At 68.4% G+C, this 11377-nt stretch carries 12 protein-coding genes; 8 read left to right on the top strand and 4 right to left on the bottom strand.

What is annotated here, in order from left to right; genetic code table 11:
- The first annotated feature begins 107 nt into the window (after positions 1–107).
- The 7 genes from KIT86_RS22035 to KIT86_RS22065 all read left to right on the top strand — a co-directional run bounded on the left by KIT86_RS22035 (position 108) and on the right by KIT86_RS22065 (position 5391).
- A complete protein-coding gene (locus KIT86_RS22035; protein ID WP_297402386.1) occupies positions 108–1091 on the top strand; it encodes a tripartite tricarboxylate transporter substrate binding protein in 984 nt (327 codons plus the stop codon).
- A gap of 102 nt (positions 1092–1193) precedes the next feature.
- Positions 1194–2183, top strand: a complete 990-nt coding sequence (locus KIT86_RS22040; RefSeq protein ID WP_297402387.1) for a tripartite tricarboxylate transporter substrate binding protein — start codon at positions 1194–1196, stop codon at positions 2181–2183.
- Positions 2184–2275: 92 nt separating this feature from the next.
- Positions 2276–2581 carry a hypothetical protein gene (locus KIT86_RS22045; protein ID WP_297402405.1) on the top strand — a complete coding sequence of 102 codons (306 nt, stop codon included), beginning with the start codon at positions 2276–2278 and terminating at the stop codon, positions 2579–2581.
- A 133-nt stretch (positions 2582–2714) separates the two neighbouring features.
- Positions 2715–3152, top strand: a complete 438-nt coding sequence (locus KIT86_RS22050; RefSeq protein ID WP_297402389.1) for a Rid family hydrolase — start codon at positions 2715–2717, stop codon at positions 3150–3152.
- Positions 3153–3158: 6 nt separating this feature from the next.
- On the top strand, positions 3159–3938 hold the full coding sequence (locus KIT86_RS22055) for an SDR family oxidoreductase (RefSeq protein WP_297402391.1): 780 nt from the start codon (positions 3159–3161) through the stop codon (positions 3936–3938).
- A gap of 74 nt (positions 3939–4012) precedes the next feature.
- Positions 4013–4999 (top strand): tripartite tricarboxylate transporter substrate binding protein, encoded by a 987-nt coding sequence (locus KIT86_RS22060; RefSeq protein WP_297402393.1) that lies wholly within the window; start codon positions 4013–4015, stop codon positions 4997–4999.
- 23 nt (positions 5000–5022) lie between these two features.
- Positions 5023–5391 carry a RidA family protein gene (locus tag KIT86_RS22065; protein ID WP_297402395.1) on the top strand — a complete coding sequence of 123 codons (369 nt, stop codon included), beginning with the start codon at positions 5023–5025 and terminating at the stop codon, positions 5389–5391.
- A gap of 7 nt (positions 5392–5398) precedes the next feature.
- Here KIT86_RS22065 and KIT86_RS22070 read toward each other — a convergent pair whose 3' ends face one another.
- The 4 genes from KIT86_RS22070 to KIT86_RS22085 all read right to left on the bottom strand — a co-directional run bounded on the left by KIT86_RS22070 (position 5399) and on the right by KIT86_RS22085 (position 10254).
- Complete coding sequence (locus KIT86_RS22070) at positions 5399–7009, bottom strand: gamma-glutamyltransferase family protein (protein WP_297402407.1); 1611 nt, start codon at positions 7007–7009, stop codon at positions 5399–5401.
- 2 nt (positions 7010–7011) lie between these two features.
- Positions 7012–8202, bottom strand: coding sequence for an amidohydrolase family protein (locus KIT86_RS22075; protein WP_297402397.1), 1191 nt, complete (start codon positions 8200–8202; stop codon positions 7012–7014).
- Between the two features lie 3 nt (positions 8203–8205).
- Complete coding sequence (locus KIT86_RS22080) at positions 8206–9180, bottom strand: tripartite tricarboxylate transporter substrate binding protein (protein WP_297402399.1); 975 nt, start codon at positions 9178–9180, stop codon at positions 8206–8208.
- Positions 9181–9321: 141 nt separating this feature from the next.
- Positions 9322–10254 (bottom strand): MBL fold metallo-hydrolase, encoded by a 933-nt coding sequence (locus KIT86_RS22085; protein ID WP_297402401.1) that lies wholly within the window; start codon positions 10252–10254, stop codon positions 9322–9324.
- Positions 10255–10352: 98 nt separating this feature from the next.
- Here KIT86_RS22085 and KIT86_RS22090 point away from each other — a divergent pair, with 98 nt between their 5' ends.
- Positions 10353–11255: a LysR substrate-binding domain-containing protein gene (locus KIT86_RS22090; protein WP_297402403.1), complete on the top strand. Its 903-nt coding sequence runs from the start codon at positions 10353–10355 to the stop codon at positions 11253–11255.
- Positions 11256–11377: the final 122 nt, after the last annotated feature.

The raw sequence follows: 11377 nt of genomic DNA on the forward strand, positions 1-11377 counted from the left end.
CGAATACACCAGCCAGAAAAGCTTCTACTGGGGCCTCAACGAAGCGCCCATGCCCTGGGCCACGAGCTGATTTTCTTTTTTCCTCAACCTTGCAACATTCTCCCGACATGACAAGCCGCCGCACCCTTCTCGCCCTCGCCTCGCTGTTCGCCCTGATGGGGACCGCGCAAGCCCAGAGCGCGGCCGAAAAACAGCTCGCCTCCGACAAGTTCACCCTGGTCGCGCCCTTCCCCGCCGGTGGCGCCATCGACGCGCTCGCGCGCCTGCTGGCCGACGGCCTGGCCAAGCGCTACGACCAGACGGCCATCGTGGAAAACGCCCCCGGTGGCGCCGGCACCATCGGCATGGGCAAGGTCAAGCGCGCCAAGGCCGACGGCCACACGCTGCTCGTGATTCCCGCCGGCAACCTCACCATCAACCCCACGCTGATGCCGAAGTTCCCCTTCGACGTGCAGAAGGACTTCGTGGCCGTGACCATGCTCGCCACCACGCCCAACGTGCTGGTCACCCACCCCAAGAGCGGCTTCAAGAACGTGAACGACGTGATCAAGGCGGCCAAGGCCAAGCCCGGCGCGCTGTTCTACGCCTCCACCGGCATCGGCAGCGGCCTGCACATCGCGGGCGAACTCTTCAAGGACCAGGCCGACATCGACATCCAGCACGTGGCCTACAAGGGCTCGACCCCGGCCATCAACGACCTGATGGCGGGCACCGTGCCGCTGATGTTCGGCAACCTGCCCACCATGCTCCCGCACCTGGAGAGCGGCCGCCTCGTGGCACTGGGCCTGACCGACCGCGCGCGCACCCCCAACGCGCCCGACATCCCCACCCTGGCCGAGCAAGGCGTGCCCGGCGTCGTGGTGCCCTCGTGGTACGGCCTGCTCGCGCCCGCAGGCACGCCGGCCAACGTGGTCGATCAACTCGCGAAAGACATGGTCGAGATCCTGGCGCAGCCGCACGTGCGCGACACGCTCAAGGCCCAGGGCATGACCGAGTGGACGATGAAACCCGCCGCCTTCGATGCGCACATCCGCACCGAGACGGCCAACTGGGCCAAGGTGATCAAGGCACGCAACATCACGATGGACTGAGAGCGCGCCACGCCCGCGTGCCTTGCACGCATCTTGCGTGACCCGCAGGCGCCCGGCACCGGGCGCACCATCCTGTTTCTTTGAACCGTTGAGAGTTTTTCCATGACACACCGCCGCACCCTTCTCGCCCTGACCTCGCTGCTCGCCTTGCTGGGCACCAGCACCGCCCACGCACAGACCGCCGCCGAGAAGCAGCTGGCCGCCGACAAGTTCACCCTCGTCGCCCCCTTTCCCGCCGGTGGCCCCATCGACACGCTGGCCCGCGTGCTCGCCGATGGCCTGGGCAAGCGCTACAACCAGATCGCCGTGGTCGACAACGCCCCCGGCGCGGCCGGCAACATCGGCATGGAGCGCGTCAAGCGCGCCAAGCCCGATGGCCACACGCTGCTCGTGATCCCGGCCGGCAACCTCACCGTCAACCCCACGCTGATGCCGAAGTTCCCCTTCGACATCCAGAAAGACTTCGTGCCCGTGGCCATGCTGGCCAAGACGCCCAACGTGCTGGTGACCAACCCCGCCACCGGCATCAAGAGCGTGGCCGACCTCATCGCGCGCGCCAAGGCCAAGCCCGACTCGCTCAGCTACGCCTCGCCCGGCGTGGGCAGCGGCCTGCACCTGGCGGGCGAGCTGTTCAAGTCGCAGGCGGACGTGGACATCCTGCACATCGCCTACAAGGGCACGCCGCCCGCCATCAACGACGTGCTCGGCGGCACCGTGCCGCTGATGTTCAGCAACCTGCCCACCGTGCTGCCGCACATCCGCAGCGGCAAGCTGGTTGCCCTGGCCGTGACCGACAGCGCGCGCACGCCCACCGCCCCCGAGATCCCGACGCTGGGCGAACTGGGCGTGCCCGGCGTGGTGGTGCCTTCGTGGTACGGCCTGCTCGCGCCCGCCGGCACGCCGGCCGACGTGGTCGCGCAACTCGCGCGCGACGCCGCCGTCATCCTCGCCGAGCCTGCCGTGCGCGAGCGCCTGCAAGGCCAGGGCCTGAGCGCCTGGGACATCCAGACCACCGCCTTCGACGCCCACATCCGCGACGAGACCGCGCGCTGGGCCAAGGTCATCAAGGCACGCAACATCACGATGGAGTGAATGCCGTGAGCACCGCGAAGCGCCGCTCGCCAGCCGGCCCGCACCCCCGCCCGCAGGGCGAAGGTGCGCCCGGGCCCGACGCCGCCGCCCATGTGCTCATCACCATCGTGTTGAAACACCACGCCGGCCTTACGCTCGACGACGTGCAGGCCAAGCTCAAGGCCAGCGAATGGTGGGATCGCTTCCCGGTGGAGGGCACGCGCGTGGTGTCGTGGACCGTGGCCATGGGCCTGGGCCAGATCGTCACCCTCGAAGTGCCGCCGCACCTGCTGGGCCGCGTCAACCTCGAACTGGAGCGCTCCGCGTGGGGCGTCTTCCAGACCGAGTGCTACCCCACCTACGACTTCGTGCCGGTGCGCGAACGCATCATCGAGCGCGTGCGCGCGGGAGGCCAGTAAATGGACCACCCCCGTCGCTTGCTCACTGCGTGGAGCCGCAGCCCCCCTCAAGGGGGCAACACCAGCGCCCCGGCAAAGCCGGTTGCGCGGTGTTTCTGGACGCGGCCCCTCTCCAGCCTCAAGGACGTGTGACATGCTAGTGGAAAAAATCCGGTGCCCGCAGGTGCCCGACCTGCCCACCGCGAGCTGGACCAACGGCTACCGCATTGGCCAGGAAGTGGTGGTCTCGGGCATGACCGGCCACCCCGCCACGCGCCAGGCCGCCGAGCGCGGTGAAGCGCTGGGCGCCTACGAGCAGGCCATGGTCGTGCTGAAAAAACTCGAAGCGCTGGTGACCGCCGCGGGCGGCCACAAGCACAACCTCATCAAGACCGTGGTCTACCTGACCGACATCGCCGACAAGGACGAGGTCGGGCGCGCCCGGCGCGATTTCTTCGGCGAGCACACCCCGTGCTCGACCCTGGTGGGCGTCAAGGCCCTCGTCTTCCCCGAGCTGCGCGTCGAGATCGACGCCTGGGCCCGGCTCGACGTGGACCTGCAACTCGCCCAACCCCTCTCTACTGAAAGCTGAACCACCATGGACCTGGGCATTGCAGGCAAAAAGGCGCTCGTGTGCGGCGCGAGTTCGGGGCTGGGCTACGCCTGCGCCGAGGCGCTGGTGAAAGACGGCGTGCACGTGGTGATTGCCGCGCGCACCGAAGGCCCGCTGCGCGAAGCCGCCGCGCGCCTGGCCGCGCACGGCGCGGGCCGGGTGGACTTCGTCGCCGCCGACGTCACCACCGACGAAGGCCGCGCGCGCATCTTCGCCGCGCACCCCGACTTCGACATCCTCGTCACCAACGCGGGCGGCCCGCCCCCGGGCGACTTCCGCCAATGGGACAAGGAGACCTGGCACAAAGCCATCGACGCCAACATGCTCGCGCCCATCGAGCTCATCAAAGCCACCGTGGACGGCATGATGGCGCGCGGCTTCGGCCGCATCATCAACCTCACCTCCAGCGCCGTGAAATCGCCGCTGGACGGCCTGGGCCTGTCCACCGGCGCGCGCAGCGGCCTCACCGGCTTCGTCGCGGGCCTGGCGCGCACCACCGTGGCGCGCGGCGTGACCATCAACAACCTGCTGCCCGGCACCTTCGACACCGCGCGCCTGGAGAGCAACTTCGCCGCGCAGGCCAAGCGCGAAGGCAAGACCGTGGACGAAGTTCGCACCGCGCGCCTGGCCAAGCACCCGGCCCACCGCGTCGGCCAGCCCAGCGAACTCGGCCACACCTGCGCCTACCTCTGCAGCGTGCACGCGGGCTACATCAACGGCCAGAACATCCTGCTCGACGGCGGATCCTTCACCGGCGTGTTCTGAGACCACCGGCCTCGCCACCTGCCCCGGTTCTTTCTGTTTTCCCTGCCCGCTCACCCCACTAGGAGACACCGAACATGACTGCCCGCCGCCCCCTGCTGCTCACCGCGCTCGCCGCCGCCGCCGCGCTCGCCCTGCCCGTGGGCAGCGCGCACGCGCAGACCTACCCCAGCAAGCTCATCACCATCGTCGTGTCCTTCCCGCCCGGGGGCGACACCGACGCGCTCGCGCGCACCTTCGCCGAGAAACTGCAGGCCCGCGTGGGCCAGCCGGTGGTGGTGGAAAACAAGACCGGCGCCAGCGGCACCATCGGCAACTCGTTCGTGGCCAAGGCCGCGCCCGATGGCTACACCCTGCTGTTCACCCCCAACACCTTCGCCACCGCCCCGCTGGTGCTCAAGCCTGGCACCGGCGCCGTGTACAACCCGCTCACCGACTTCACGCCCATCCTGCTGGCCGGCACGCAGCAGCTGTTCCTCATCACCCACGCCGGCTCGGGCCTGAACACCGTGAAAGACGTGGTGAGCGCCGCCAAGAGCGGCAAGCTCAGCAACTACGCCAGCCCCGGCAGCGGCTCGCCCATGCACATCCTGGGCGAGATGTTCAACCGCTCGGCCGGCGTGAAACTCACGCACGTGCCCTACCGGGGCGTCGCGCCCGCCATCGTCGACCTCGTGGCCGGCCACATCCCCATGATGTACACCACGCTCGGCCCGGTGGCGCAGTACATCAGCCAGGGCAAGCTGGTCAACGTGGCCGTGGCCGACCCGCAGCGCTCGCCCCTGGCGCCCAACGTGCCCACCCTGGCCGAGGCCGGCGTGAAAGACGCCGAAGTCAACGCCTGGCAAGGCTTCATGGGCCCCAAGGGCATGCCGCCCGAGGTGGTGCGCACGCTCAACGGCCACCTCAACGAAATCCTCAAGATGCCCGACGTGATCGCGCGCATGAACACCATGGCGCTGATCCCCGCCGGTGGCGAACCGGCGGCGCTGGCCAAGATCAACCAGTACCACAACGAGCGCTACGGCAAGGTGATCCGGGAGACCGGCATCATGGCCGACTGAGCCCCACCCGCACACGCCCAGCGATGAAAGAAGTCATCGACGTCGGCCTGCCGCCGTTCAAGCAGCCCTTCTCGTGGATGGTGCGCGCCGGCGGCGTGCTCTACACCGCCCACGGCCCGGTGCGCGAAGACGGCAGCGTCCACACCACAGGCACCATCGAAGAGCAGGCCCGCCTGACCTTCAGCAACCTGCAGCGCGCGGTGGAACGCGCGGGCAAGACCATGGACGACGTGGCCCAGGTGCTCATCTACATGACCGAGGTGGCCGACATGCCCGCCATCGACGCCGTGTACCGCGAGTTCTTCCGCGCGCCCTGGCCCAACCGCTCCAGCGCCGGGGTGGCGCTGGTGGTGCCGGGCATGAAGATCGAGATCGTGGCCTACGTGGCCTGAGCCGCCTTCAGTAGCCCACGGCCTGGCCGTCGCGCCGGGGGTCGCTCGCGGCCACATAGCCCGCGCCCTCGCCCTCCAGGCGCCAGATGAACTGCCCGGCACCGAAGTCCTGGTAGGCGTCGTCGATGGTCTTCACGCGGTGGCCGCGCCGCTCCAGCTCGGCCACCGTCTGCCGGTTCATCGCGCCTTCCACGTTGATGTCCAGGCCCTGGTCGAAGCGCCAGCGCGGCGCGTCGCACGCGGCCTGCGGGCTCTGGCCGTAGTCCAGCATGCGCGCCAGCGTCTGCATGTGGCCCTGCGGCTGCATGTTGCCGCCCATCACGCCAAAGCTCATCACCGGCCGGCCGCCCTGCGTGAGGAAGGCCGGGATGATGGTGTGGAACGGCCGCTTGCCCGGCGCCACGACATTGGGGCTGGCCGGGTCCAGGTTGAAACCGTGGCCCCGGTTGAGCAGGCTCACGCCAAAGCCCGGCTCCACGCAGCCCGAACCGAAGCCCATGTAGTTGCTCTGGATGAAGCTCACCATCATGCCGCTCTCGTCGGCCGCCGTGAGGTACACCGTGCCACCGCGCACCAGGTTGCCCGCGCCAAAGGTCTGGGCCCGGCCCATGTCAATGAGGCGCGCGCGCGAAGCGAGGTAGCCGTCGTCCAGCATCTGTTCGGGCAAGACCTGCAGGTGCCGGCTGTCCGAGACGTGCCGGTACACATCGGCGAACGCCAGCTTCATGGCCTCGATCTGCAGGTGCTGCGAGTCGGCCGAATCCACCGGCAACGACGCCAGGTCGAACTGCTCCAGGATGCCCAGCGCCATGAGCGCGGCGATGCCCTGCCCGTTGGGCGGTATCTCGTGCAGCGTGTAGCCCCGGTAGTCGCGCGAGATGGGCGTGACCCATTCGGGCTGGAAGCCCGCCAGATCCTGCTCGCTGAGCACGCCGCCGTGCTCCCGCACGAAACGCACGATGGCGGCCGCCACCTCGCCCCGGTAGAACGCCTCGCCCGCCGTCTCGGCGATGGCGCGCAAGGCCCGCGCCGCCGCCGGAAAGCGGAAGCGCTCACCGACCTCGGGCACGCGGCCCGAGGGCAGGAAGCTCTGCGCAAAGCCAGGCAGCGACGCCAGCTCGGGCGCCCCGGCTTTCCACTTCTGGTGCACCACGGGCGACACCCCGTAGCCGCCCTCTGCGGCTTCGATGGCGGGCTCCAGGAGATCGGCAAAAGGCAGCTTGCCAAAGCGCGCATGCAGCGCCGTCCACGCGGCCACCGCACCGGGCACCGTCACCGCGTCGACGCCGCGCTTGGGCGGCGTCTTCGGGCCCTCGCCGTACTTGCGCCGGAAGTAGTCCGGCGACCAGCCCGCCGGCGCCGGGCCCGAGGCATTGAGGCCGTGCAGCGCCTGGCCGTCCCACAGGATGCAGAAGGCATCGCTGCCAAGCCCGTTGCTCACGGGCTCGGTGACCGTCAGCGCGGCGGCGGCGGCAATCGCAGCGTCCACCGCGTTGCCGCCCTTGAGCAGCATGCGAAGGCCCGCCTGCGCACCCAGCGGCGTGGAGGTGGACACCACGTTTCTGAAGAAGCCCGGCAGGCGCACGCTGGCATAAGGGTTCTGGAAATCAAAAGGCAGTTTCATGAGAGTCCCGATTCGGGGCCGGCCACCACTTGCCCGGCCTTGATGACCAGGCGGTGGTGGCGCCGATCCGCCACTTGCTCGATCTGGGTGAAGGGATCGCCGCGCACGATCAGCATGTCGGCGATGTGACCGGCCACCAGCGCACCCCGGTCGGGCAGGTTCAGCAGATCGGCCGCCAGCGACGTCGCGCCTACCAGCGCGTCCTTGGCCGACATGCCGCAGGCCACCATGTAGCGCAGCTCCTGCGCGTTGTTGCCATGCGGGTTGCACAGCGTGCCCGTGTCGGCCCCCATCACGATGCGGCCGCCGGCGCGGTAATACAGGCCCACCGATTCGCGGTGCCGCGCCGCCACCCGCTGCGCCTTGGCCAGCGACGCGGGCGAGACGGCCTGCGGGTTGAGCAGCACCTGCTCCACCGCCGCCAGCGTGGGCACCAGAAAGATCTTGCGCTCCAGCATCAGGCGCACGGTCTCGTCGGTCATGAACATGCCGTGCTCCACCGAGGTCACGCCCGCGCGCGCGGCGTTCAGGATGCCCTGGGTGCCGATGGCATGCGCGGCCGTGGGCTTGCGGAAGCGCCGGGCCTCGGCCACGCCTGCGGCCAACTCCTCCTCGGTGTACTGCGCGTCCTCGATGTCGGTGCCCGCGTGCAGCACGGCGCCCGTGGCCATGAGCTTGATGCAGTCGCACCCCGCCAGCAGCTGCTCCCGCACCGCCTTGACGACCTCCTGCGGACCGTCCGCCACCCGCGCGATCTTCCACTTGGTGCCACCCGTCATGCAGATCACCTTGCCCGAGACGCGGATGAACGGCCCGAGAAAGCGCCCCGCGTTGCAGGCGTCGCGCACGGCGAACTCCACATGGTCGATGCCGCCACAGTCGCGCAGGGCCGTGATGCCGCCCCGCAGCGACGCCTGCGCGTTCTCCAGCGCCTGCAGCGTCAGCGCCGCGTGGTCGTTGCCCTGGCCGGCCACGGTCTTGCCGTCGCCCGACATCGTGAGGTGGACATGGCAGTCGATCAGGCCGGGCAGCAAGGTGTCGCCGCCCAGGTCAAACCGCGGGCCCTGGTAACCGGCGAAACCATCGCCCGGCCCCACCGCCTGGATGCGGCCCGCCTCCACCAGCACCGCATGGCCTGTGGGCAATACCTCGCGCCCGTCGAAAACGGTTCCCTTTTCGTACAGCATGCGTCAGTCGGCCTTGATGTTGGCGGCCTTGACCACCTTGGCCCACTTGGCGTACTCGCTCATCACGTAAGCCTGCGCCTCCTGCGGCGTGCCACGCATCACCTCCACCCCCAGGCTCTGCCATTTCTCCTGGGCCTCGGGCGTGTTCACGGCGTCGTCCACGATCTTGTTCAACTTGAGCACCACATCGGGCGGCGTGGCGGCGGGCGTCATGATCGCGTACCAGGCCTCGAAATCGAAGCCCGGCACACCCGCCTCGGCGATGGTCGGCAAGTCCCAGCCCTTGCTGCGCTGCGCACCCGTCACCCCCAGGCCGATGAGCTGGCCCGACTCGATGGACGGCTTGATCACCAGCGGGCTCACGAAAGCCACCGGCACGCGCCCCGCCAGCAGATCGGGCATGAAAGCGCCCGTGCCCTTGTACGGGATGTGCTGCATGTTCGCGCCCGCGGCCAGCTTGAACAGCTCGGCCGCCAGGTGCGGCGACGTGCCCGGCCCGCCCGAGGCGTAGTCCACGCCCGTGGGCTTGCTCTTGAGGTAAGCGATGAGTTCCTTCACGCTCTTGACGCCCAGTGACGGATGCACCACCAGCACCAGCGGGCCCTTGGCCACGATCGAGACCGCCGTGTAGTCACCCACCTTGTAGGAAGACGCCGCGCCGAAGATCGACGGGTTGACCGCATACGTCATGCCGTGCAGCACGAGGTTGTGCCCATCGTGCGGCTGCCGCAGCACCGAGGCCGTGGCCAGGTTGCCCCCTGCGCCCGGGATGTTCTCGATCACCACCTGCTGGCCCAGGCCGGCACTCAGGCGCGGGGCCAGCGTGCGCGCAAACGTGTCGTTCGGTCCCCCCGGCGCCACCGGCACCACCAGGCGCACCTGGCGCACCGGGAAGTCCGTGGCCACCGCGCTGGACACGAAAGCGGCGAGCACCGCACCGAGGGTCGCATGGACCCATGTCTTGACCATCTGATTCATGAAAGTACTCCGTTTGCCCGTAGAGAACCCGTGCGCCCGGGGGCAAACCAGGGCGCATGAAAACCGCGCTTGTTCTTGTCTTCCTCTACCGAGAGCGCCGAGACGCTTCCAGGGTGGCGTGGCCCGTGCTTCAAGCACAACTCAGGCCTGGCCGTGCTCCACCTTCCAGGCGTGTCCACTGGCGTCCACATGCACCGTGTCGAAATGCAGCGGCACGATCACCTGCGAATCGGGCGACGTGGCATTGACCTCCTGCACGAAGGTCTGTGCCTGCGCCAGCGCCTCTTCTTGCGACGCGCCATACGGCGCGGTCTGCACATCCCAATGGGTGGCGATCACCAGCTTGGGCAGGCCCAGGCGGCGCAACAGGCGGTCGGTGTAATCGCGCACATGCAGCCGGGGGCGCGCGGCAGGCACCAGCGCGATCGTGGCCTCGATGTCCAGCAACTCGCGCTCGATGTAGTTCATGGAACCGAACACAACAATGCGGTGGCCACCCCAGCGGATGTCGTAAGCCATCGTGCCGCCCTCGCAATAGTCGATCATGCGCAGCGGCCGATCCACATCGCGCGGCACCTCGCCCCACTCGAAATAGCGCTTGGCCGCCAGCGGCGAATGCAGGCTGTTCATCACGCGGATGGAAATCTCGTCGAACTGATAGTCCTCGCCACCCTTGACCGTGATGAGCTGCTGCTCCTCCACGCCATTGGCCCGCGCGATGTTCGTGGTGCTGTACGTGCCGATCACCAGCGCACCCGTCTTGCGCGCGATGTGCGGCATGTCCATGCAATGGTTGAAATGCGAATGCGAGATGACGATGTAGTCGGCACGGTCGATGTGCCGGTCCACCAGCTCGGTGTCGGACGACAACACATCCTGCGGGCGGAAGATCGGGCGCGTGTCGCCCGGGGACACCGGGGCGTCCGGGTCACCGAAGGTCTTGCCCGCGTAGCGCACCCGGGAGAAGTACGGATCGACCAGCAGCACCGTCTTGCCATCGGTGATGCGCCAGCCCGCCGCGCCAAAGTGGGTGAGCTGCAGGGCGCATGCTTCACCAGGATTTTTCTCGCTCATGACCGCTTCTTTTTCGTGGATGAGCGCCCATTCTGCGGACGGTTGATTGATACTTCTAATACTGTTTTGCTATTTATTGATAGCCCAAAGATATCAACATGATCGAGTTGCGCCAGCTGCACCAGTTCGTGGCCGTGGCCGAAGAACTGAACTTCCGCAAGGCCGCCCTGCGCCTTCACATGTCACAGCCACCGCTGTCCAACGCCATCAAGCGCATCGAAGACGAGGTGGGCAGGCCCCTGTTTGACCGGGGTCGGCGCCACGTGCGGCTCACCCCCGTGGGCGACATCTTTCTGCGCGAAGCGCGCCGCACACTCGCGCAGGCCGCCCACGGCATGAGCCTGGCGCAGCGGGCCTCCGAAGGCACCGCAGGCAGCATCCGCCTGTCGTTCGTGGCCAGCGCCGCCCTGGGGCCCCTGCCCGACCTGGTGCTGCTCTTTCGCAAAGCGTACCCCGGCGTTGAAGTCCTGCTCGACAGCGACACCACCGGCGGGCAACTCGAAGCGCTGCGCCGGGGCGCGACCGACATCGCCCTGATCGTGGCGCCGCTGCAAGACGCCAAGGGCCTCGTCGTCGATCACTTCAAGGAAGAAAAAATCGTCATCGCCCTGCCCTCGTGGCACCCGCTGGCCACGCGCAAATCGATCCAACTCAGCCAGGTGGCCAGCGAGTCGTTCATCTCATTCCCGTTCTCGGCGGGGCCGGGCTTTGAGAGCATCTTTCTCGCCGCCTGCCAGCGCGCCGGCTTCTTCCCGAAAGTGGTGCAGGAGGTCTCGCAGATGGTGACCAAGATCATGCTCGTGGCCAGCGGCGTTGGCGTGGCGCTGGTGCCCAGCTCCTTTGCGGCCATGCAGATGCCCCACGTGACCTACGTGCCCGTGCTCGAAGGCCGCCGCCCGCTGCGCTACAGCCTCGCGTTTGCCACGCAGGCGCGGCGCGACAACCCGCTGGTCGATGCGTTTCTTCAACTGGCCTGTGGGAGCAGCAAGGCGGGCACCTAAGCCGGGCCTTGACCCACGGCCCTCAACCGGCCGCCGTGATCGACTCGGTGTAGATGAAGCTGCTGCAGGCCGCCACGAACGCCCGTGGCGTCTGCCGCGCACCGAAGCCATACACGCGCAAA

The organism is Hydrogenophaga sp., assembly GCF_026125825.1.
GTDB lineage: Bacteria > Pseudomonadota > Gammaproteobacteria > Burkholderiales > Burkholderiaceae_C > Hydrogenophaga.

Coding starts and splice junctions, on each gene's coding strand:
- KIT86_RS22050 (WP_297402389.1), top strand. CDS start 2,715: ATGCTAGTGGAAAAAATCCGGTGCCCGCAGGTGCCCGACCTGCCCACC.
- KIT86_RS22065 (WP_297402395.1), top strand. CDS start 5,023: ATGAAAGAAGTCATCGACGTCGGCCTGCCGCCGTTCAAGCAGCCCTTC.
- KIT86_RS22060 (WP_297402393.1), top strand. CDS start 4,013: ATGACTGCCCGCCGCCCCCTGCTGCTCACCGCGCTCGCCGCCGCCGCC.
- KIT86_RS22075 (WP_297402397.1), bottom strand. CDS start 8,202: ATGCTGTACGAAAAGGGAACCGTTTTCGACGGGCGCGAGGTATTGCCC.
- KIT86_RS22090 (WP_297402403.1), top strand. CDS start 10,353: ATGATCGAGTTGCGCCAGCTGCACCAGTTCGTGGCCGTGGCCGAAGAA.
- KIT86_RS22035 (WP_297402386.1), top strand. CDS start 108: ATGACAAGCCGCCGCACCCTTCTCGCCCTCGCCTCGCTGTTCGCCCTG.
- KIT86_RS22040 (WP_297402387.1), top strand. CDS start 1,194: ATGACACACCGCCGCACCCTTCTCGCCCTGACCTCGCTGCTCGCCTTG.
- KIT86_RS22085 (WP_297402401.1), bottom strand. CDS start 10,254: ATGAGCGAGAAAAATCCTGGTGAAGCATGCGCCCTGCAGCTCACCCAC.
- KIT86_RS22080 (WP_297402399.1), bottom strand. CDS start 9,180: ATGAATCAGATGGTCAAGACATGGGTCCATGCGACCCTCGGTGCGGTG.
- KIT86_RS22055 (WP_297402391.1), top strand. CDS start 3,159: ATGGACCTGGGCATTGCAGGCAAAAAGGCGCTCGTGTGCGGCGCGAGT.